Genomic DNA, 20,558 nt, shown 5'->3' with positions numbered 1-20,558 from the left:
GTCCCGAGCGCCGTGACCGAGGTCCGCGTAGCTGGGAGCTCAACTCGCCCGGGCGTGCCTCGGATCGTCCACGCGTGCGTGAGCCGGAGCTGCCCGAGGAGATCACCGGCAAGGAGCTGGACCGCCAGGTCTGGACCCAGCTGCGGACCCTCAGCAAGGAGAACGCTCAAGGCGTCGCGCGGCACCTCGTGGCCGCTGCACAGTTCCTGGACGACGATCCGGATCTGGCACTGGAGCACGCGGAACACGCTGCCAAGCGCGCCGGTCGTGTCCCCCGCTGTGCGTGAGGCCCTCGGCCTGGTGCGTTACCGGCGCGCGGAATTCGCCGACGCGTTGCGCGAGTTCCGGACGGCTCGCCGCTTGTCCGGCTCGAACCACCTGATCGCCTACATGGTCGACTGCGAGCGTGGCCTCGGCCGTGCCGACCGTGCGCTGGAGCTCGCCTCGTCCGCGGACGCCAGGAATCTGGCCGAGGCCGACAACATCGAGTTGGCGATCGTGGTGTCCGGGGTGCGGCGCGACCTGGGTCAGGCGGACGCCGCGGTCATGGGGCTGCGAATTCCGGCCCTGGACCGCGCCACCAACCAACCGTGGGCGGCGCGGTTGTTCTACGCGTACGCCGACGCGCTGCTGGCGACCGGGGACGAGGAAGGGGCCCGCACCTGGTTCACCAAGGCGATGGAGGCCGACACCGAGGACGAGACGGACGCTGCGGAGCGCCTCGGAATCGGATCCGACGTCGAGATGACCGACCTGCTCGACGCGTCCGACGCGTCCGATGACGAGTACGACGCCGTCGAGCGGGAGCGATTCGACGAGGAGTCCCCGCAGCAGCATCCGTGACTTCAGCGGCTGGGGGCGGTTGCTTCGTACACATCCCCCGACCGCGGCGCCGGCTGTGCACACCCGCGTTCTGATCGCTGTGCCTTCGTCTCTGCTGCGTTCACTCTGTGAGCACAGCAGAGGAACGAGGAGCGGGACATGGCACAAGCAGCGAATGAGGGACCGGGCGCCGGATCGGTGCTCAACGACGTACAGCTGATTGGTCGGATCAGCGCGCCGGCGGAACGCCGGGTGATGCCCAGCGACGATGAGCTGGTCAGTTTCCGACTGGTCGTGGATCGCGACCGGCTTGGCAAGCCCGTGACGGATCGCAAGAGACCGACCGTCGACGTCATCGATGTCGCGTGCTGGACGGCCAGGACCCGCAAGGTGGCGCTCGCGTTGCAGCCCGGAGACGTCGTTCGGGTGCAGGGAGCCCTTCGGCGGCGCTTCTGGAAGGCCGGCGGCGGCGCCGTCAGCCGCCATGAGGTGGAAGCCGCGTCGGTGGCCAGGGTGCGCGGGGTCGGCGCGCGGCGGTGACAATGAGATATGCCTCGTGCCCTGCGTGATCTCTACCCCGGCCTCGTCTGCGACCTCGACGGGGTGGTGTACCGAGGCGCCGACGCGGTGCCGTACGCCGTCGAGGGTCTCTCGGAAGTGGCGTCGACGTCACCCGGGGGAGTCGTGTACGCCACCAACAACGCTTCCCGGCCGCCCGAGCAGGTCGCCGAGCAGCTCCGTTCACTGGGGCTGGCCGTTTCCGGCGACCACGTCGTCAACAGCTCGGTGGCCGGCGCGCAGGTGCTGGCCGGGCGTCTGGCCGTCGGATCGCCGGTACTGGCGGTCGGTGGAGGAGGCGTCGCGGATGCGCTGCGCGGCGCGGGATTGAGTCCGGTTCTCCCTTCTGAGGTCGCGGAGACGATCAGGCCGGTCAAAGCGGTGCTGCAGGGATATGGTCCCGAGGTGCGTGCCAGCGACCTGGCCGAGGTCGCGTACGCCGTCCAGTCCGGAGCGGACTGGGTCGTCACCAACGCCGACCGCACCCTTCCGACCGATCGGGGGATCGCGCCGGGCAACGGATCGCTGGTCAACGCGGTACGGAGCGCGGTCGACATCGACCCCGAGATCGTCGGCAAGCCCGGCCCGTTGATGTATCAGTTGGCCGCGCAACGGCTCGGCACCGATCCTGAGCACACCCTCGGCATCGGTGACCGTCTCGAGACGGACATCGCCGGCGCGCATGCGGCAGGAATGGATTCACTGCTGGTGTTCACCGGGGTGCACGGTGTGGCTGATGTCGTCGCAGCCGACCGGCACCTGCGTCCGCGGTACGTCGCGGGGGATCTTCGATCCCTCGGCGAGGTGTACGACGAACCGGTGGCCGACGGTCCCGGCTGGCGGGTGGGCGGTCTGGTCGGTGCGCTGGAGACCTCCGCGCAGCCGAACGTGCGCTTCGAAGGCAGCGATGACGGTGCTGCGCAGGGACAGGACGGGCTACGCATCGCGTTACGCGTGCTGTGGGCCGCACTGGATGACGGCCGGATCTCCCTCAAGGCGGCAGTGTCGGCCACCCAGCGCTGGCAGTAGCGTGGTCGCCCATACGGGCGCGTGCCGCACGTGCCGGACCTACCGCGAAGGAAGCCCGACATGGCATTAGACGGTCTGCGCTCGGCGCTGGCAATGATCACCGGGGTCAGCGAGGCGACCCGCGCGCGTGCGACGGAGGCCGCTGAGGGTCTGCTGGGCCTTCCGGGGATCGGTCCGACGACCGCAAGGGCCGCGCAGGTGACGGGTCAGGTCAGCGCGTTGGCCGACGAACTGGTCGCGGCCGCCGCAGCCAATCGCGCGATGATCTCCGACACCGTCCGGGCCGAGGTCGATCTGCAGTTGCAGCGTGTCGGTCTCACCACGTCCGGCGGACTCACTTCCGCGCGCGACGAGATCGACCGTTTGAAGGCTCAGGTCGCCGACCTCCGGCGGGCGCTGGCCAACCGCGCTCCCGCGACGCCGGTGGACGACGCGACGATCCCGCGCGCCGGTCGCCCGTCGCGTGAAGCGGTCGCCCGCCGTGCCGGCACGACCACCTCCGCGATGACCACCTCTGCGACGAACCGACCATCGAAGGCGGCGACGAAGTCCGCGGCACGTTCGGCGAGCAAGAAGGCGACGCCGGCCGCCGCCACGAAGGCGACGGCATCTGCAACGGCTGCGACGAAGAAGGCGACCCCGTCCGCCGCTCCCACCTCCGTCACCGCGAAGAAGTCTGCAGCGAAGACGGCCACGAAGGCATCCGCAGCGAAGAAGACCGCCACGGCTTCGGGGACGGCGTCGGCCGCGCGTTCGGCGAGCAAGAAGGCGACACCGTCAGCCGCCACGAGGACCACGAAGACGGCCGCTGCCACGTCGGGGACGGCGAAGAAGTCTGCGGCGAAGACGGCCTCGACGGCAAGCAGGAGGGCGACGCCGTCGGCAGCGACGACCAAGGCCGCGGCGAAGAAGACGACGACGAAGGCCGCCGATTCCCGGACGGCGTCGGCGGCGACCACGTCGGCCGCACGTTCGGCGAGTAAGAAAGCGACGCCGTCGACCGCGAAGAAGTCCTCCACTGCCAAGAGCACGGCAACGAAGAGTGCGGCAACGAAGAGTGCGGCAACGAAGAGTGCGGCAACGAAGAGCACCGCGGCCAATAAGACGTCGACGTCCAGCGCGTCCCCTGCGAAGGCGGTCGCACAGAAGTCGACCGCACAGAAGTCGACGCCGTCGACTGCGAAGAAGTCCTCCGCAGCCAAGACGTCGGCTGCCAGGAACACGGCGGCCAGGAGCACCGCAGCCACGAAGTCTGCGACGACGTCGGCACCCAGGAAGGCAGCCACGACGAGCGCGACCAAGAAGGCAGCCACGACCAACTCAGCCACCACCACGCCGACCCCGTCCGCCGACGCCACGAGCACCTCGAGCTCGCCCGCGACGCCGGGCAGCGGAATCCACATGCCCACCGACCCGATCGTGGAGCAGGGCAACACCCGCCATCTCGACGCGGACACGACCGCCACCGCTCCCGCGTACGGCACCGGTGCGCAGGCTCCGATGAGTCACTCGACCGATGCCGTCGTCGAGCAGGGCAACACCCGACACCTCGACGGTGGTTCGGCCGCCGGCGATCCGGCGGGAGCTACCGGAACGGCCCCCGCCGCTGACGCGCCGCGTGTCGCCGCGCCTGCTGCCTCGACCGAGCCCGGCGACGCCGCCGAGTTCGACGTCGCCACCGCACGCACGACCGGCACGGGGTCGGGTGACGACGCGTGAGCCTCGTACCGCCGAGCCCGGCCTCGATGGGCCGGCGCCCCGATGCCCTGCCAGGCGCCGGTGTGGCGGCCGATTCGCAGGGCGTCGCGTCATCCGTGGCGGATCAGCCCGAGGCGGTCCGAGCAGCGCTCGATCTGCAGATCGCTCCGGACATCGACCTCGCCGTGGCCACCGAGACACTCGTGGCGGCTCACGATGCGCTGCAACGCCGGTTGAGTGACCTGTCCAGCTGACGGCGGGACGACGACGCGCCTGGACCAGGCGCTCGTCGCCCGTGGCCTGGCCCGCTCGCGCGCCGTGGCCGCCGACCTGGTGCAGGACGGGCGGGTGCGGGTCGACGGCACGGTCGCCCAGAAGGCCTCGATGCGGGTGTGTGAGGACACCGCCGTCGCCGTCGAGGGAGAACCCGAGCGCTGGGTGGGGCGCGCGGCCTACAAGCTGGTGGCCGCCCTGCAGGCCTTCCCCGTCGACCCGTCGGAGGCTCGCTGCATCGACGTGGGCGCCTCGACCGGAGGATTCACCCAGGTGCTGCTCGAGGCGGGCGCGCGCCAGGTGGTCGCTCTCGACGTCGGGCACGACCAGCTCGCCGCAGTCGTCGCGGACGACCTGCGCGTGATCGAGATGTCCGGGGTGAACGTGCGCGATCTCGATCGCGAACGGGTCGGTGGTCCCGCCGACGTCGTGGTGGCCGACCTCAGCTTCATTTCCTTGCGCCTGGTGCTCGGCACCCTGGCCCGGTTCACCGCACCCACCGGCGACCTCGTCACGCTCGTCAAACCGCAGTTCGAGGTCGGCCGCGAACGCCTCGGACGCACGGGGGTGGTGATCTCGGCGCAGCAGCACGCGGAGGTGCTGCGCAAGGTGGTCGGGCACGCGCAGGCCGCGGCGCTGCACGTGCACGGACTGCTGCGCAGTCCGGTCGTCGGCGGATCCGGCAACACGGAGTACCTGATGTGGGCGCGACCCGTGTCGGAAGGCAAGATGACCGACGTGGCCATCGAGGAGTTCGTGAGCGGCGTGGCAGGTAAGCAGCGATGAGCCGCCGCATCGTCCTGATCGGCCACCCGCGACGGGCCGAGGCACTCGACATCGCCAGCAAGCTCGTACGTGACCTGGCCGCGGCCGACGTCGAGGTCACCGGTCCGGCCGACGAGCTCGAGGCGTTCGGGGTGCTGCACGAGCCCAACGTCTCGATCGCCGATTGCCGTGAATCGATGGACGGCGCCGAACTGGCCGTGGTGCTGGGCGGGGACGGCACGATCCTGCGAGCAGCCGAGCTGGTGCGCGACATCGGAGTGCCGCTCCTCGGGATCAACCTCGGCCACGTCGGCTTCCTGGCCGAGGCCGACCGCGACGACGTGCACGCCACGGTCAAGAAGATTGTCGAGCGGTCCTGGAGCGTCGAGGAGCGGATGACCCTCGAGGTCGAGGTCAGCATCGACGGTAGGGTCGTCTGGAAGAGCTGGGCTCTCAACGAGGCCTCGGTGGAGAAGCGCGCCCGCGAGCGGATGCTCGAGCTGGTGCTCGAGATCGACGACCGCCCGCTGTCCACCTGGGGAGCTGACGGCATCGTGATGGCCACCCCGACGGGCTCGACGGCGTACGCCTTCTCCGCCGGCGGACCCGTCGTCTGGCCGGGTGTCGACGCGCTGCTGCTCGTGCCCATCTCCGCCCACGCCCTCTTCGCGCGGCCCCTGGTGCTGGACCACAACTCCCACGTCGGCATCGAGCTGCTGGAGCGCACCGGCGCCCACGCTGTCGTCTGGTGCGACGGGCGCCGCTCGTTCGACATCCCGCCGTCGGCCCGCATCGACGTACGACGCAGCGGCCGTCCGGTGCGGCTGGCCCGGCTCTCCACGGCGCCGTTCACCGACCGACTCGTCGCGAAGTTCGACCTGTCGGTGTCCGGGTGGCGTGGGATGGGTCCCGCGCCCGGACCCAGCGAGGCCTGATGCTCCAGGAGATCCACCTGCGGGGCCTCGGGGTCATCGAGGATGCGCTGCTGGAGCTGTCCGACGGCCTGAACGTGGTCACCGGCGAGACCGGCGCCGGCAAGACGATGGTCGTGCAGGGCCTCGGTCTGCTGCTCGGCGGCCGGGCGGACCCGGGTCTGGTGCGCGCCGGGAGCGGGCAGGCCGTCGTCGAGGGCGTGGTGCAGGTGTCGGACGGGGATCCGGCGCTCGCCAGGGCTCTCGAGGCGGGCGCCGACGGCGAGGACGCCGTCCGGGACGGCCTCGTCCTGGTGCGCAGCGTGTCCACGGCCGGCCGCTCCCGTGCCCACATCGGCGGCCGCACGGCCCCCATCGGAGTGCTCGCCGAGATCGGGGAGCACCTGGTCGCTGTGCACGGCCAAGCCGACCAGTGGCGTCTGCAACGCCCCGACCAGCACCGCGCGGTGCTCGATGAGTTCGGCGGGACGCCGCTCGCCCGCACGCGTGCCGAGTACGTGGCCCTCTACGAGGAATGGACCGCTGTACGGGCGGAAGTCACCACCCTGCGCGAGGAGTCCCGCGAGCGGGCCCAACGCCTGGAGCTGCTCACCGCGGGCCTGGAGGAGATCGCCGCCGTCGATCCGCAGCCGGGGGAGGACGATGACCTCGCCGCGCAGAGCGAGCGGATGCTGCACGTCGACGCGCTGCGGGAGGCTGCCGCCGTGGCCCACGCAGCGCTGGTGGGCGACGACGACAATCCCGAGCGGGCGCCGTACGTCGTCGACCTGGTGTCGCACGCCCGCCAGTCGCTGGCAGGGGAGGGTGAGCACGACGTCGAGCTCGCGGGCCTCGCCGACCGACTGCGCGAGATCGGCATCCTCGCCGGTGAGCTCGGTGCCGACCTGGGTGGCTACCTGGCCGGCCTCGACATCGAACCTGGCCGTCTCGAAGCCGTGCAGCAGCGGCGTGCGGCGCTCGGCAGGCTGACCCGCAAGTACGGTGCCGACGTGGCCGAGGTGCTCGCCTGGGCCAAGGACGCGGCAGCGTCGGTCGACGCCCTCGCCGGCAGCGACGACCGCATCGCCCAGCTGGACACGCGGCTCGGGCAGTTGGCGACCCAGCTGGTGGACGCGGCCGATGCGTTGACCACCGCGCGTCGTACGGCGGCCACGACGTTGCAGGAGCAGGTGGCGCAGGAGTTGACCCATCTGGCGATGGGGTCGGCGCGCATCGAGGTGGTGGTGACCCCGACACCGGGGGAGTACACCGGCCACGGCGTCGACCGGGTCGAGATCATGCTGGCGGCCAACAAGGGCGCCGCGCTGCGCAACCTCGCGAAGGCCGCCTCCGGGGGTGAACTGTCCCGGGTGATGCTGGCCCTGGAGGTGGTCACCGGCTCCGGAGCGGTGCCGACGTTCGTCTTCGACGAGGTGGACGCCGGTGTCGGCGGAGCCGCGGCGCTCGACGTCGGCGCCCGGCTGCAGCGACTCGCCGAGCACGCGCAGGTCATCGTGGTCACCCACCTGGCCCAGGTCGCGGCATACGCCGACCGGCACCTGGTCGTCCGCAAGGAGAGCGACGGGCAGGTCACCCAGAGCGATGTCGCCGTCGTCGAGGGCGAGGACCGGCTCGCCGAGCTCGCGCGGATGCTGGGCGGAGTGAGCGACAGCCAGGTCGCCCAGGACCACGCCCGCGAGCTGCTCGACGCGGCACAGGGCCCGAGGTCGCGCGGAACGGGCGTGTCGGCCACGCCCGTAGGACGGCGACGGCCCGTGGATGACGTAGGCTGAGAGCCCGTGGTGGACATTACGAAACACATATTCGTCACCGGAGGCGTCGCCTCTTCACTCGGCAAGGGCCTGACTGCCTCCAGCCTCGGACATCTGCTTCGGGCGCGCGGACTGCGGGTCACCATGCAGAAGCTCGATCCGTATCTGAACGTTGATCCCGGCACCATGAACCCGTTCCAACACGGTGAAGTCTTCGTGACCGAGGACGGCGCCGAGACCGACTTGGACGTCGGGCACTACGAGCGCTTCCTCGACGTGAATCTCGCGGGCGACGCCAACGTCACCACCGGCAAGGTCTACAGCCGGGTGCTCGCCCGGGAGCGGCGCGGTGAGTATCTCGGCGACACGGTGCAGGTCATCCCGCACGTCACCAACGAGATCAAGACGCAGATGCGCGCGCAGGCCGCAGACGACGTCGACCTGATCATCACCGAGATCGGCGGGACCGTCGGCGACATCGAGTCGCTGCCCTTCCTGGAGGCCGCCCGTCAGGTGCGCCAGGACGTGGGCCGCGACAACGTCTTCTTCCTGCACGTTTCCCTCGTGCCCTACCTCGCGCCGAGCGGCGAGCTCAAGACCAAGCCGACCCAGCACTCCGTCGCCGCGCTGCGGCAGGTCGGTATCCAGCCCGATGGTCTTGTGCTGCGTGCCGATCGGGAGATCCCGGAGAGCATCAAGGCGAAGATCTCGTTGATGTGTGATGTGGACACCGAGGCGTGCGCGGCCGCGATCGACGCGCCGAGCATCTACGACATCCCCAAGGTGCTGCACACGCAGGGGCTGGACGCCTACGTCGTACGCCGCCTCGGGCTGTCCTTCCGGGACGTGGACTGGCATGACTGGGACGAGCTGCTGCAGCGGGTGCACCGCCCGCAGCACGAGGTCGAGGTCGCGCTGGTCGGCAAGTACGTCGACCTGCCCGACGCCTACCTGTCGGTCACCGAGGCCCTGCGCGCCGGCGGATTCCACCACGACGCCAAGGCGCGCATCCGCTGGGTCGCCAGCGACGAGTGCAAGACCCCCGGCGGTGCCCAGAGGGCGCTCGGGGGAGTCGACGCGGTCCTGGTGCCGGGCGGTTTCGGCGTACGCGGCATCGAGGGCAAGCTCGGCGCGCTGCGCTGGGCGCGCGAGAACAAGGTGCCCACGCTCGGCATCTGCCTGGGGCTGCAGTGCATGGTCATCGAGTACGCGCGCGACGTCGCGAAGATCGAGGGGGCATCGTCCTCGGAGTTCGACCCCGAGACGCCGGCGCCGGTCATCGCCACCATGGAGGAGCAGAAGGCCTTCGTCGAGGGCGCGGGCGACCTGGGCGGCACCATGCGCCTCGGCGCGTATCCCGCTCTGCTGGAAGAGGGTTCGGTGATCGCCGATGCCTACGGCACGACTCGCGTGTCCGAGCGACACCGCCACCGCTACGAGGTCAACAACGCCTACCGCGAGCAGCTCGCGGACGCCGGCCTGGTCTTCAGCGGCACCTCACCGGACGGCACGCTGGTGGAGTTCGTCGAGTTGCCGCGCGACGTGCACCCGTACTACGTCTCGACGCAGGCGCACCCGGAGTTCCTGTCCCGTCCGCACCGCGCGCACCCGCTCTTCGCCGGGCTGATCGGCGCCGCGATCGACGAGCAGCGCGCCAGCCGGCTGGTGGACGTGCCCAGCACCCGACCCGCCGAGACCGCCGTCGCGCCGTGACGTTCGCTGACCGGTACGACCCTCGTCCGGTCGTCTCCTCCGAGCACCCCTTCCACGGGCACGTCTGGGACGTGCGCACCGACGTCGTCGATCTCGGCGACGCAGGTGAGGTGACGCGCGACTACATCGAACACACCGGAGCCGTCGCGGTCGTCGCGCTGCGCGGCGAGCCGGGCGCCGAGGAGGTGGCGATGATCCAGCAGTACCGCCACCCGGTGCGCACCTACGACTGGGAGATCCCCGCCGGCCTGCTCGACCAGCCCGGTGAGGACCCGCGCGACGCGGCCGCCCGCGAGCTGCGCGAGGAGGCCGACCTCGATGCTCACCGGTGGGACGTGCTGATCGACCTGTTCACCTCACCGGGGGCGTTGTCGGAGAACATCCGCGTCTTCCTCGCGCGTGACGTGTTCGATGCCACCGCAGAGGGTTTCGAGCGAGAGGGCGAGGAAGCCGGTATGACGACGACCTGGGTCCGCCTCGACGACGCGGTCGACGCCGTGCTCGACGGGCGGATGCACAACGGCCCCGGATCGGCCGCGGTCATGGCGGCGTACATCGCCCGGCAGCGGGACTGGTCCGGGTTGCGCGCCTCCGACGCGCCGTGGCCGTTCCACCCGGCCTACCGGTAGGCACTGGCGTCACCGTGAGCCGCACCCCGTCGTCCCGTAGCGCGGTCGCACCCTTTCAGGTGATGCAGCTGGTGCGCGCCGCAGCGGCTCGGCAGCGCAGCCACGGCGACGCGATCCTGCTGTGCGTGGGGCAGCCGTCGACGCCGGCGCCGCGAGCTGTGCTCGACGCGGTGCACGGCGCGATCGACACCCAGGTGCTCGGCTACACCGAATCCGACGGCATCCCCGCCCTGCGTGCCGCGATCGCCGAGCACTACCGGGCGGCGTACGGCGTGCCGGTCACTGCGCAGGATGTGCTGGCGACCAACGGATCCTCCGGCGGTTTCAGCACGCTGCTGCTGGCCGCGTTCGAGCCGGGCGCGCGGATCGCGATGACCCGTCCCGGTTACCCGGCCTACCGCAACACGGTGCAGGCCCTCGGGTGCGTGCCGGTGGATCTGGTCTGCGGTCCGGAGACCAGGTTCCAGCCGACCGTCGAGCTGCTCGAAGAGCTTCCGCAGCGACCGGACGGGGTGATCATCGCGAGCCCGGCCAACCCCACCGGCACGATCATCGACGCCCGCGAGCTGGAGCGGATCGCGCACTGGTGCGAGGCGAACGACGTGCTGCTGATCTCCGATGAGATCTACCACGGCATGTCCTACGGCCGCGAGTGCGCCAGCGCGTGGGAGTTCTCTCGGGCCGGTGCGGTGATGGGGTCGATCAGCAAGTACCACTCGATGACCGGCTGGCGGCTGGGCTGGGCGTTGCTGCCGCCGGAGCTGCGCACGTCGGTCGACCGGCTCCAGGGCAACCTGGCGATCTGCGCGCCGGCCGTGTCGCAGGTCGGGGCTGTGGCGGCGTTCTCCTCGGGCGCTCAGCGCGAACTGCGTTCGCACGTCGAGCGATACGCGCGCAACCGCGATGTCCTGCTGCGTCGGCTGCCGGAGCTCGGGATCACGTCGTTCGCTCCGCCGGACGGCGCGTTCTACGCGTACTGCGACATCGGTCACCTGACGACCGACTCCCTGACGTGGTGCCACGACATCCTCGCGCGGACCGGCGTTGCGCTCGCCCCCGGCATCGACTTCGACCCGATCGACGGGCACCACTACATGCGGTTGTCCTTCTGCGGCGACACGGACGACCTGAACGAGGCCCTCGATCGCCTCGCGGCGGTCTGCTGACCGCCTGCCCGCCTCGCTTGTCCGCACTTTCGTGCAGACGGTCGCACGGATCTGCGGACACCCGGCACCGCTAGATTGCCGGTGTGGTCCACCTCGCGTACGTGCTGCTCGGCCTGGCCGCGCTCGTGCACGTCTACATCTTCCGGCTCGAGTCGTTCGCCTGGACGGCGCCGCGCACCCGCGCCGCGTTCGGCACCAGCCCCGAGGAGGCGGAGGTCACGCGGGCCCTCGCCTACAACCAGGGGTTCTACAACCTGTTCCTCGCGGTGGTGCTCGCGGCGTCGATCGTCATTCGGATCACGGGCCAGACCCAGGCGTCGGTGGCGCTGGCGATCGCCGGCGCCGGGTCGATGGTCGCCGCAGCGCTGGTCCTGGCCACCAGCGATCACGCCAAGCTGCGCGCCGCCGCCATCCAGGGTGCCGCGCCGGCGCTGGGCCTGATCGCGTTGGCGTTCACCGCCTGAGCTTCGCGCCGGCCGTATGTCGGTTGTCCGCATTTTCGTGTAGACGGGGTCACGAATCTGCGGACAACCACGGTCACGAGTCGAGCAGCTGCCCCACCAGCGCGACCTGCTCCGAGGTTTCGGGGCAGCACCACACCACGCCGTCGTCGACCATGCGGGAGGCGAGGGGGTGAGTACGCGGGTGCGCGGGGCAGGGCGGCCAGTTACTGCGTCCGGACGACGCTCCGGCCTCCTGGATGAACGACTCGACCCCCTCGGCGGTGGCCCGCACCTTCTCCTGGAGCGACACGTCCTCATGATGGTCGAGCCTCAAACCGACCGCGCTTCCGCTCGAGTCCCGCAGCCACCATCCTTCGAAGTCAGGAAATCCCTCGATCGCAGACCCGGGCACGAGTCGCAGGCTGTGCTCCTCCCAGATCGGCGGCGCGATGTCGCGCAGGATCGCGAACTCCGGCGGGAGAGGCTCCGGCAGCTTCGCGCCGTTGTCAGCAGCTTCGTGGCGACGTCGTCGTGATTTTGCGGACAACCGGGAGGCTGCCGTCAGTCGGTGCCGGCGTCGAACGCCGCACGGTCGAGCAGGTCGTCGTCGCCGTCCGCCGCCGGGTTCGCAGAGATCTGCGCCGCACCGCCGGGCTCCATCTCGCCGATGAGCTGGGTCTGTGCGCCGAGCTGACCCTGCGCCGCGTACAGCTCGAGCTTGGCGCGGGTGTCGGCGATGTCCAGGTTGCGCATCGTCAGCTGACCGATCCGGTCGACCGGGCCGAACGCCGCGTCCTGGGTGCGCTCCATCGAGAGCTTGTCCGGGTGGTAGGAGAACGCGGGGCCGTCGGTCGCGAGGATCGAGTAGTCCTCGCCGCGGCGCAGCCGGAGCGTCACCTCGCCGGTGACCGCGGAGGCGACCCAGCGCAGCAGACCCTCGCGGATCATCAGTGCCTGCGGGTCGAACCAGCGCCCTTCGTAGAGCAGCCGACCGAGGCGGCGGCCTTCCTGGTGGTAGGACGCCAGGGTGTCCTCGTTGTGGATCGCGGCGACCAGTCGCTCGTACGCGATGAAGAGCAGCGCCATCCCCGGCGCCTCGTAGATGCCGCGCGACTTGGCCTCGATGATCCGGTTCTCGATCTGGTCGGACATGCCGAGGCCGTGGCGGCCGCCGATCGAGTTGGCCTCCAGCATCAGATCGACGGAGTCCTCGAATGCGTTGCCGTTGATGGCGATCGGGCGGCCGCGCTCGAAGGAGATGGTGATGTCCTCGGTCGGAATCGACACCGACTCATCCCAGAAGGGCACGCCCATGATCGGCTGCACGATCTCCAGGCTCGTGTCCAGGTGCTCCAGCGACTTCGCCTCGTGGGTGGCGCCGAGGATGTTCGCGTCGGTGGAGTAGGCCTTCTCCGCGCTGTCCCGGTAGGGCAGGTCGCGCGAGATCAGCCACTGCGACATCTCGTGCCGACCGCCGAGCTCGCCCACGAAATCGGCGTCGAGCCACGGCTTGTAGATGCGCAGCGCGGGGTTGGCGAGCAGGCCGTAGCGGTAGAACCGCTCGATGTCGTTGCCCTTGTACGTCGATCCGTCGCCCCAGATGGACACGCCGTCGTCCTGCATGGCGCGCACCAGCAGGGTGCCGGTGACGGCGCGACCGAGCGGCGTGGTGTTGAAGTAGGTGCGTCCGCCGGAGCGGATGTGGAAGGCGCCGCACGCGATCGCGGCCAGGCCCTCCTCGACCAGCGGACGGCGGCAGTCCACGAGCCGGGCGAGCTCCGCGCCGTACTGGCCCGCACGACCGGGCACCGAGGCGATGTCGGACTCGTCGTACTGACCGAGATCCGCCGTGTAGGTGCACGGCACCGCACCGCCCTCGCGCATCCAGGCGACGGCGCACGACGTGTCGAGACCACCGGAGAAGGCAATGCCGACGCGCTCGCCGACGGGCAGGGAATTCAGAACCTTGGACACGCGCACAGGCTAACGGCGCGATGCCACCCTCCGCCGAGCGCGTCAGATGCCGGGCGGCACCGGCGACAGCTCGATGGCCCGGTTGACCCAGGTCGAGACGATCCGCATCCCCAGATGCTCGTAGAGGGGGAGTGCGCCCGTGCGGCTGTCCGTCGCCAGAGTGGAGCGAGCCGCGCCCTGCTCCCGCAACGTCGCGAAGGTGTCGGCGAGCAGCGCACGTGCCAGCCCGCGCCGGCGGTGGGTCGCGCGGACGGCGAGGCGCTCGACGTTGCCGGTGCCCTCCTCGAGGATCGCGTACGCCGCGCCGACCACCGTCCCCTCGGCGTCGGCGATGACCCGCAGGTGCGACGGCTCGAACCCCGGCCGCTGCACGGTGCGCGCTAGGAAGTCATCCCGCGAGGCCCTCGCGCGGTCCGACCACTCGAGGAAGGCGTCCTCCATCACCTGCCAGACGTCGTCGTAGTCGTCGGGGGCCGCCTCGCGGACGTGGAATCCGGCGGGGACCGACGCGGCGTCCAGCTGCGCCGAGGCGGGCAGCTCCAGATCCCATGCGGTCCAGCGCAGCCGGTACCCGTGCCGTTCCATGAACCGGTCGGCCGCGCTGCCTTGCGGCACCTGCATGTCCACCCGCGCGGCGCCGTCCGCCCGCGCCCGCTCCTGGCACCACCGCGCGAGCGCCGTGCCGATGCCCTGCCCGTGCCGGCCGGGGTCGACGGCAACGTCGCAGTTGCCGGATCCCGTGTACGCGGCGTACCCGACGAGCCGCCGCTCCTCGAACACCCCGACGGTGCCGGTGGCGGGGTCGAAGCTCGGGCGCTGCCAGTCGGCGACCAGATCGGCGGTCGTGATCTCCGGGTAGCCCAGCGTGGCGGCCTCCTCCGCGCCGATCAGCGCGGCGACCTCGGGAGCGTCCGCGACGCTGAGCGGGCGGGTCGTGAGACCGGCGGGCAGATCGTCCACGCCGCCCAGTTGTGCCGCAGCGGCCGTCGGGCTGTCCATCGGTTTCTATCCTGACGACATGTCCGACCCCTGCCCGTGCGGTTCCGGCCTGCCGTACGACGACTGCTGCGGCCCCCTGCTCACCACGACCCGGCTCCCCGGGACCGCGCTCGAGCTGATGCGCTCGCGCTACACCGCGTACTACTACGGCAACGCCAAACACCTCTGGCGCACCTGGCATCCCGCGTCGCGTCCGGCGGAGGTCGCCCTCGACCGCGACCTGACGTGGACGGGTCTGCGGATCCTCGACGTGGTCGACGGAGAGCCCGGGGACGACACCGGTGTCGTGGAGTTCGTCGCGTCGTACGAGGGCGGGTCGTTGCGCGAGCGCAGCCTCTTCGAACGACGCGGCGGGCGGTGGCTCTACCGGGGCGAGCAGCCCTGATCGTCAGCGGATTCCTGGTGCCGGCGCCAGGAATCCGCTGACAACCGAGGTGGGAGCGGCGGATACCGAGATGCCGGACGCCGCGAGCTTCCGTACGATGGCGGACGGCCCGCTTCGCTGCGTGCGCCCGTCCGAACGATCCTCGAACCCCCCGCAAAGGAACCCCTGTGCTTCGCACCCAGGAGGCCGGCACGCTACGTGCCGAGCACGCCGACCAGACCGTCACGCTCGCCGGGTGGGTCGCCCGGCGTCGGGATCACGGCGGGGTCGCGTTCCTGGATCTGCGCGACGCCAGCGGCGTGGCCCAGGTCGTCGTCCGCGACGAGGTGCTCGAGGAGGGCGGCGCGCACGACCTGCGCAACGAGTACTGCGTGCAGGTGACCGGGCTGGTGCGGGTGCGTCCCGACGGCAACTTCAACACCGAACTCCCGACCGGTGAGATCGAGGTCGTCGCCTCCGACATCGAGGTGCTGAGCGCCTCGGCCACCCTGCCGTTCCAGTTGGACGAGCGGGTGACCGTCGGTGAGGAGACCCGCCTCAAGTACCGCTACCTCGACCTGCGCCGCCCGGAAGCCGGTGGCGCGATCCGGTTGCGCAGCAAACTCACTCGTGCGGCACGGGGCGTCCTCGACGACCGCGACTTCGTCGAGATCGAGACCCCGACGCTCACCCGGTCGACCCCGGAGGGCGCGCGCGACTTCCTGGTGCCCGCACGGCTGTCCCCGGGCAGCTGGTACGCGCTGCCGCAGAGCCCGCAGCTGTTCAAGCAGCTGCTGATGGTGGCGGGGATGGAGCGGTACTACCAGATCGCCCGCTGCTACCGCGACGAGGACTTCCGAGCCGACCGGCAGCCGGAGTTCACCCAGCTCGACATCGAGATGAGCTTCGTCGAGCAAGCCGACATCATCGAGCTGGGGGAGTCGATCGCGAAGGCCGTCTGGGCCGTCGCCGGCGTCGACCTGCCCACGCCGTTCCCGCAGATGACCTATGCCGACGCGATGGACCGCTTCGGCTCCGACAAGCCCGACCTGCGCTTCGGCAACGAGCTCGTCGAGTGCACGCAGCTGTTCGCCGACACCGGCTTCCGGGTCTTCCAGGCGCCGTACGTCGGTGCCGTCGTCATGCCGGGTGGCGCCACCCAGCCCCGCCGTCAGCTCGACGCCTGGCAGGACTGGGCCAAGCAGCGTGGAGCCCGCGGACTCGCGTACGTGCTGGTCCAGGAGGACGGCACGCTCAGCGGCCCGGTCGCGAAGAACCTGAGCGAGGCCGAGACGTCCGCGCTCCCGGCGCACGTCGGCGCGAAGCCCGGCGACTGCATCTTCTTCGCCGCCGGTCCGGGCAAGAGCGAACGCGCCCTGCTCGGCGCCGCCCGCCTGGAGATCGGCCGCCGCTGCGGGCTGATCGACGAGTCGGCCTGGTCCTTCCTGTGGGTGCTGGACGCGCCGCTCTTCGAGCCCGCGTCCGACGCGGTCGCGTCCGGTGACGTGGCGGTCGGCTCCGGTGCCTGGACGGCGGTGCACCACGCGTTCACCAGCCCCAAGAAGGAGTTCCTCGACACCTTCGACACCGACCCCGGCAGTGCCCTCGCGTACGCCTACGACATGGTCTGCAACGGCAACGAGATCGGTGGCGGCTCGATCCGTATCCACCGCCGGGACATCCAGGAGCGCGTCTTCAAGGTGATGGGTCTGTCCGACGAGGACGCCCAGGAGAAGTTCGGCTTCCTGCTCGACGCGTTCGCGTTCGGCGCGCCGCCGCACGGCGGGATCGCGTTCGGCTGGGACCGCATCTGCGCGCTGCTCGCCGGGACCGACTCGATCCGCGAGGTCATCGCGTTCCCGAAGTCCGGTGGCGGCTTCGACCCGCTGACCGCGGCGCCCGCGCCGATCACGCCCGAACAGCGCAAGGAGGCCGGGGTCGACGCGAAACCGGCCGCGGCTGTGCGCGACGTGCCCGCGCAGGGTGCACCCGAGGTCAACCCCAAGCAGAGCTGACCCGCACAGCGCTTCGACCGAACCGACCACCGGACGACCCGGTGGTCGGTGTGCGTTGTCGGCCAGCACTGCCGCCCTGGCCGACAACGCAAACCGTCACCCTCGACGCGAACCGTCACTCTCAACGTAAGCCGTCACCCTCGACGCAACCGGCGCCGTCGACGTACGCGGGTCACCCGGCTCAGGTCGCTGGGAAGCGAGCCGCGCCGAGCTGGCGGGACTGGGCGACCAGAGCGCCCGTGCTGTCCCAGACGGTGCAGTCCTCGTTGAAGAGTCCGCCGGCCACGTGGTCGGTGTGGGTGCGCACCTGTAGCCACCCGGGAGCGGGCCGGGCGCGCACATAGCCGGTGAACTCGATGGTCGGCGCCCAGCCCTGGCTCCCGAGGTCGAAGACCACGGGAGGGAACGCGTCGAGCGCGAGCAGCAACGACAGCGCGTCCGGTTCCCGGTCGTCCTGCAGGCGCAGCCAGCCGCGCAGCTCGCCGTGACCGCTCGGCGCGCCGACCGCCCACCCGACCGTGGCCGGGTCCAGGCGCAGATCGAGGCGCTTCAGCAGACCCGACTGCGACAGGCTCGGCGGTGCGTCACCCGCACTCATGCATTCGGAGAGCGGCGCGGTCGGCGACGGGACGACGGTCTTGCGGGGCGTGTCGGTGTATCGGTCCAGGTCGCCCAGGGTGAGCAGCGCGCGGAAGCGTTCGACGTCGACCCCGTCGACAGGTTGGGTCACGACGACCTGGGCGCTGCTCATCGAGCGACCCGTACGCAGGACGGTCGGGCGGGCGTGGATCTGCCCCGGTGAACTCGGTGACAGGAAGATCCCGCTGAAGCTCAGCGTGTCCGTGTGGCCTCCCGCCCGCTGTGAGGCGTCACCCGTGGCGCGGGCCGCCAGCGCCATCAGCAGGCCGCCGTTGACCGCCTCACCGATTCCCCATTCGTCGGTGAGGGCGCTGACGTAGGCGCCGTCGTCGCCGGGTCCGGTGGTCGTGATGGCCTCGTCGAACTCGCTCATCGGGCCATCATGTCGGGCAGGGCTCGCACCTCGGACGCGGGTCCGGGATGTCATGGCCGGCGGATACGGTGACGGCGTGGCAGACCTGTTCTCCGACCCGGGACGCCCGCGGGGCACGGACCCCTCCGATGTGGCGGGGCTGCCGCCACTCGCGGTGCGGATGCGCCCCCGGTCGCTTGACGAGGTCCGAGGGCAGACGGACGTGCTGCGTCCGGGAAGCCCCTTGCGACGGCTGGTCGAGGGTGCCAGCGGGGCAGCGGGAGCGGTGTCGGCGATCCTGTGGGGACCGCCCGGCACCGGAAAGACCACGCTGGCGCACCTGGTGGCCGATGCCGCCGAGCGCACCTTCGTGCAGCTCTCGGCGATCAACGCGGGCGTGAAGGACGTGCGCGCGGTCATGGACCAGGCCGCGCGCGAGCGTGACCTCTACGGCCGCCAGACCGTGCTCTTCCTCGATGAGATCCACCGTTTCAGCAAGGCGCAACAGGATGCGTTGCTGCCCGGTGTCGAGAACCGGCTCATCGTCCTCGTGGCCGCCACGACGGAGAACCCGTCGTTCAGCGTCATCGCGTCGCTGCTGTCCCGGTCGGTGCTGGTGCGCCTGACGTCGCTGTCGGACGACGACATCGCCTCGCTCCTGCGCGACGCCGTCCAGGACGAGCGCGGCTTCTCGGGCGCGTTCACCCTCGAGGACGACGCCCGCGCGCATCTGGTCCGGATGGCCGGCGGAGACGCGCGCCGGTCGCTGACCGCGCTCGAGGCGGCCGCCGGCGTCGCGCAGGACCGGGCCTCGACACGGATCGAGTTGGCCGACGTCGAGCAGGCCATGGACCAGGCGGCCGTGCGCTACGACCGCGCCGGCGATCAGCACTACGACGTGGCGAGCGCCCTCATCAAGTCCATGCGCGGCAGCGACGTCGACGCCGCGCTGCACTACCTGGCGCGGATGCTCGAGGCGGGGGAGGACCCGCGCTTCATCGCCCGGCGCATCGTGATCGCCGCGAGCGAGGACGTCGGGATGGCGGACCCCACCGCGCTGCAGACCGCGGTGGCAGCGCTGCACGCCGTCGCGCAGATCGGCATGCCCGAAGCGCGGATCATCCTGGCGCAGGCCGTGGTCCACAACGCGATTGCGCCGAAGTCGAACGCGTCGTACAACGGCATCAACGCCGCCATCGCCGACGTACGCGGCGGGTTCGGGGGAGCGGTGCCCGCGCACCTGCGGGGCAGCGGGTACGCCGGCGCTGCCGACCTGGGTCACGGCGCGGGGTACCGCTACAGCCACGACGAGCCGAACGGCGTGGGACCGCAGCAGTTCCTGCCCAACGATCTGTTGAGGAAGGCCGACTACTACCACCCGACGGGGCGTGGCTGGGAAGCGAGTCTGGGGGCTCGCTGGGAGGCGCTGCGCGCGGTGATCCGAGGCGAGGACTCGGCACAGTAACGGTTTGGTCACCGTCACGTCTCGGCCGGAAGTGATCGGCTCGCCGTGTGGCATGTTTCATCCCAAGGCGGCCCACCACCCCGCAGGCGGCCTCGTGTTCTGCTCGACGCATCCCTGTCGTGACTGCTCAGGAGGATCTGGCTTCGTGTTCGCGGTCCGTCAACGTCCTGACCCGTCATTCCAGATGAGCGCAGTGGCGGATCCCGTGGTCGGTTCGGTCTCCCGCGGACAGACGTTCCGCAGCACCTCTGCCTGGGGCTACACCATCGTCGTCTGGGCGTTCTGTGCGCTGTGCTCGGTGCTGGCGATCCTGCAGGAGCCGGCACCGACCGCCGTGCGGGTGGTCCTGTCCTGCGCGACGGCGGCGCTGCTCGCATGGGCGATCCTGCTGCGCCCCCACCTGCGGGTGGGCGAGACCGGCGTCGTGGTCTCCAACGTCTGGCGCACGCACGTCATCCCCTTCGCCGCGATCGCCCACGTGCGGACCCGGGGTCTGGTCGAGGTCGTCGTGCAGCAGGGGGATCGCGAACTGGTCTACCGGTCGTGGAACGCGCCCGGCAACACCTCCCGGGCGCCGCGCATAAGCGACCCGCAGGCCCGCAATCACCTGCGCGGTATGGGTATCTCCGCGCAGGGCCACACCCACGCGCTCAAAGCCGGCAGCGGTGCGGCTGGGCGACTCATCGAGGAGCGGATGGATGCCGCGGCGCCCGGCGCGCCCGCTGGCGTCCGCTCCACCTGGAACGTCGCCGTCGTCGCCGCGGTGCTGACGGCGATCGTCGTGACGGCGGGCTCGTGGGCGCTGTGACGGTCATGCGCGACACGCGGACTCACCGCACCCGGAGACCCACATCGGACCTCCGCCTCGTACATAGTCGCCCTGTGGAACGTCGTCTCGTCAGAAGGAGCGCTCCCCCCGTGCATCCAGCTGTGCCCCCGTTCTGCCCCGTCGGTGATCTCCCGGGGGCCCG

22 protein-coding genes are annotated in these 20,558 nt (G+C 70.9%); 17 read left to right on the top strand and 5 right to left on the bottom strand.

The window, feature by feature from the left end; all coding sequences use genetic code 11:
• The first annotated feature begins 74 nt into the window (after nucleotides 1–74).
• The 4 genes from LVQ62_RS13785 (at nucleotide 75) to LVQ62_RS13770 (ending at nucleotide 2,409) form a co-directional block, all read left to right on the top strand.
• A complete protein-coding gene (locus LVQ62_RS13785; RefSeq protein WP_233762415.1) occupies nucleotides 75–287 on the top strand; it encodes a hypothetical protein in 213 nt (70 codons plus the stop codon).
• A complete protein-coding gene (locus LVQ62_RS13780) occupies nucleotides 268–843 on the top strand; it encodes a hypothetical protein (protein WP_233762413.1) in 576 nt (191 codons plus the stop codon). The genes LVQ62_RS13785 and LVQ62_RS13780 overlap by 20 nt, the downstream gene beginning before the upstream one ends.
• Before the next feature lie 177 nt (nucleotides 844–1,020).
• Nucleotides 1,021–1,362, top strand: a complete 342-nt coding sequence (locus LVQ62_RS13775) for a single-stranded DNA-binding protein (RefSeq protein WP_233762411.1) — start codon at nucleotides 1,021–1,023, stop codon at nucleotides 1,360–1,362.
• Between the two features lie 9 nt (nucleotides 1,363–1,371).
• A complete protein-coding gene (locus LVQ62_RS13770) occupies nucleotides 1,372–2,409 on the top strand; it encodes an HAD-IIA family hydrolase (protein WP_233762409.1) in 1,038 nt (345 codons plus the stop codon).
• A gap of 371 nt (nucleotides 2,410–2,780) precedes the next feature.
• Here LVQ62_RS13770 and LVQ62_RS13765 read toward each other — a convergent pair whose 3' ends face one another.
• The gene (locus tag LVQ62_RS13765; RefSeq protein ID WP_233762408.1) at nucleotides 2,781–3,818 is read right to left on the bottom strand and encodes a hypothetical protein; all 1,038 of its coding nucleotides are present in this window, start codon (nucleotides 3,816–3,818) and stop codon (nucleotides 2,781–2,783) included.
• Here LVQ62_RS13765 and LVQ62_RS13760 point away from each other — a divergent pair.
• From LVQ62_RS13760 to LVQ62_RS13720, 9 genes are all read left to right on the top strand, one after another.
• Nucleotides 3,811–4,128 carry a hypothetical protein gene (locus LVQ62_RS13760; RefSeq protein WP_233762406.1) on the top strand — a complete coding sequence of 106 codons (318 nt, stop codon included), beginning with the start codon at nucleotides 3,811–3,813 and terminating at the stop codon, nucleotides 4,126–4,128. The genes LVQ62_RS13765 and LVQ62_RS13760 overlap by 8 nt on opposite strands.
• Nucleotides 4,125–4,361 (top strand): hypothetical protein, encoded by a 237-nt coding sequence (locus LVQ62_RS13755; protein WP_233762404.1) that lies wholly within the window; start codon nucleotides 4,125–4,127, stop codon nucleotides 4,359–4,361. The genes LVQ62_RS13760 and LVQ62_RS13755 overlap by 4 nt, the downstream gene beginning before the upstream one ends.
• On the top strand, nucleotides 4,345–5,166 hold the full coding sequence (locus tag LVQ62_RS13750; protein WP_233762402.1) for a TlyA family RNA methyltransferase: 822 nt from the start codon (nucleotides 4,345–4,347) through the stop codon (nucleotides 5,164–5,166). Before LVQ62_RS13755 ends, LVQ62_RS13750 begins: the two co-directional genes overlap by 17 nt.
• The gene (locus LVQ62_RS13745) at nucleotides 5,163–6,080 is read left to right on the top strand and encodes an NAD kinase (RefSeq protein ID WP_233762400.1); all 918 of its coding nucleotides are present in this window, start codon (nucleotides 5,163–5,165) and stop codon (nucleotides 6,078–6,080) included. Before LVQ62_RS13750 ends, LVQ62_RS13745 begins: the two co-directional genes overlap by 4 nt.
• Nucleotides 6,080–7,849, top strand: coding sequence for a DNA repair protein RecN (gene recN / locus LVQ62_RS13740; protein WP_233762398.1), 1,770 nt, complete (start codon nucleotides 6,080–6,082; stop codon nucleotides 7,847–7,849). The genes LVQ62_RS13745 and recN overlap by 1 nt, the downstream gene beginning before the upstream one ends.
• Nucleotides 7,850–7,855: 6 nt before the next feature.
• Entirely contained in the window at nucleotides 7,856–9,541 is a 1,686-nt protein-coding gene (locus tag LVQ62_RS13735) for a CTP synthase (RefSeq protein ID WP_304504466.1), read from the top strand.
• Entirely contained in the window at nucleotides 9,538–10,170 is a 633-nt protein-coding gene (locus tag LVQ62_RS13730; protein ID WP_233762396.1) for an NUDIX hydrolase, read from the top strand. The genes LVQ62_RS13735 and LVQ62_RS13730 overlap by 4 nt, the downstream gene beginning before the upstream one ends.
• 62 nt (nucleotides 10,171–10,232) lie before the next feature.
• Nucleotides 10,233–11,336: a pyridoxal phosphate-dependent aminotransferase gene (locus LVQ62_RS13725; protein ID WP_233762394.1), complete on the top strand. Its 1,104-nt coding sequence runs from the start codon at nucleotides 10,233–10,235 to the stop codon at nucleotides 11,334–11,336.
• Nucleotides 11,337–11,419: 83 nt separating this feature from the next.
• Entirely contained in the window at nucleotides 11,420–11,800 is a 381-nt protein-coding gene (locus LVQ62_RS13720; RefSeq protein WP_233762392.1) for a DUF1304 domain-containing protein, read from the top strand.
• 73 nt (nucleotides 11,801–11,873) lie between these two features.
• On the opposite strand, the gene LVQ62_RS13715 is transcribed toward LVQ62_RS13720, so the two are convergent.
• The 3 genes from LVQ62_RS13715 to LVQ62_RS13705 are packed head-to-tail and all read right to left on the bottom strand — an operon-like array spanning nucleotide 11,874 to nucleotide 14,752.
• Nucleotides 11,874–12,326: a hypothetical protein gene (locus LVQ62_RS13715; RefSeq protein ID WP_233762389.1), complete on the bottom strand. Its 453-nt coding sequence runs from the start codon at nucleotides 12,324–12,326 to the stop codon at nucleotides 11,874–11,876.
• A 14-nt stretch (nucleotides 12,327–12,340) separates the two neighbouring features.
• Nucleotides 12,341–13,753, bottom strand: a complete 1,413-nt coding sequence (gene argG / locus LVQ62_RS13710) for an argininosuccinate synthase (protein ID WP_179480312.1) — start codon at nucleotides 13,751–13,753, stop codon at nucleotides 12,341–12,343.
• A gap of 42 nt (nucleotides 13,754–13,795) precedes the next feature.
• Nucleotides 13,796–14,752 carry a GNAT family N-acetyltransferase gene (locus LVQ62_RS13705; RefSeq protein WP_233762386.1) on the bottom strand — a complete coding sequence of 319 codons (957 nt, stop codon included), beginning with the start codon at nucleotides 14,750–14,752 and terminating at the stop codon, nucleotides 13,796–13,798.
• A 19-nt stretch (nucleotides 14,753–14,771) separates the two neighbouring features.
• Here LVQ62_RS13705 and LVQ62_RS13700 point away from each other — a divergent pair, with 19 nt between their 5' ends.
• Nucleotides 14,772–15,137, top strand: coding sequence for a YchJ family protein (locus LVQ62_RS13700; protein WP_233762383.1), 366 nt, complete (start codon nucleotides 14,772–14,774; stop codon nucleotides 15,135–15,137).
• Nucleotides 15,138–15,304: 167 nt separating this feature from the next.
• Nucleotides 15,305–17,131 carry an aspartate--tRNA ligase gene (aspS, locus tag LVQ62_RS13695; protein WP_233762380.1) on the top strand — a complete coding sequence of 609 codons (1,827 nt, stop codon included), beginning with the start codon at nucleotides 15,305–15,307 and terminating at the stop codon, nucleotides 17,129–17,131.
• Nucleotides 17,132–17,312: 181 nt separating this feature from the next.
• Here the strand turns inward: aspS and LVQ62_RS13690 are convergent, their stop codons facing one another.
• A complete protein-coding gene (locus tag LVQ62_RS13690) occupies nucleotides 17,313–18,143 on the bottom strand; it encodes a thioesterase family protein (protein WP_233762378.1) in 831 nt (276 codons plus the stop codon).
• Nucleotides 18,144–18,219: 76 nt separating this feature from the next.
• Between LVQ62_RS13690 and LVQ62_RS13685 the strand changes: the two genes are divergently transcribed.
• A complete protein-coding gene (locus LVQ62_RS13685; protein ID WP_370639631.1) occupies nucleotides 18,220–19,587 on the top strand; it encodes a replication-associated recombination protein A in 1,368 nt (455 codons plus the stop codon).
• Nucleotides 19,588–19,771: 184 nt separating this feature from the next.
• Nucleotides 19,772–20,395 (top strand): PH domain-containing protein, encoded by a 624-nt coding sequence (locus tag LVQ62_RS13680; protein WP_233762376.1) that lies wholly within the window; start codon nucleotides 19,772–19,774, stop codon nucleotides 20,393–20,395.
• The last annotated feature ends 163 nt before the right edge of the window (nucleotides 20,396–20,558 follow it).

The sequence above is a fragment of the Allobranchiibius sp. GilTou73 genome (assembly GCF_021391335.1).
In the GTDB taxonomy this organism is placed as follows: Bacteria; Actinomycetota; Actinomycetes; order Actinomycetales; family Dermatophilaceae; genus Allobranchiibius; species Allobranchiibius huperziae.
The sequence above is the reverse complement of the archived record's forward strand: the minus strand, read 5'-3'. Positions and strand labels throughout refer to the sequence as shown.

What these genes read in the sequence shown, in the direction of transcription:
- LVQ62_RS13770 (WP_233762409.1), top strand. Translation starts at nt 1,372, where the DNA reads ATGCCTCGTGCCCTGCGTGATCTCTACCCCGGCCTCGTCTGCGACCTC.
- LVQ62_RS13760 (WP_233762406.1), top strand. Translation starts at nt 3,811, where the DNA reads ATGCCCACCGACCCGATCGTGGAGCAGGGCAACACCCGCCATCTCGAC.
- LVQ62_RS13745 (WP_233762400.1), top strand. Translation starts at nt 5,163, where the DNA reads ATGAGCCGCCGCATCGTCCTGATCGGCCACCCGCGACGGGCCGAGGCA.
- recN (WP_233762398.1), top strand. Translation starts at nt 6,080, where the DNA reads ATGCTCCAGGAGATCCACCTGCGGGGCCTCGGGGTCATCGAGGATGCG.
- LVQ62_RS13725 (WP_233762394.1), top strand. Translation starts at nt 10,233, where the DNA reads ATGCAGCTGGTGCGCGCCGCAGCGGCTCGGCAGCGCAGCCACGGCGAC.
- LVQ62_RS13705 (WP_233762386.1), bottom strand. Translation starts at nt 14,752, where the DNA reads ATGGACAGCCCGACGGCCGCTGCGGCACAACTGGGCGGCGTGGACGAT.
- LVQ62_RS13700 (WP_233762383.1), top strand. Translation starts at nt 14,772, where the DNA reads ATGTCCGACCCCTGCCCGTGCGGTTCCGGCCTGCCGTACGACGACTGC.
- LVQ62_RS13690 (WP_233762378.1), bottom strand. Translation starts at nt 18,143, where the DNA reads ATGAGCGAGTTCGACGAGGCCATCACGACCACCGGACCCGGCGACGAC.
- LVQ62_RS13680 (WP_233762376.1), top strand. Translation starts at nt 19,772, where the DNA reads ATGAGCGCAGTGGCGGATCCCGTGGTCGGTTCGGTCTCCCGCGGACAG.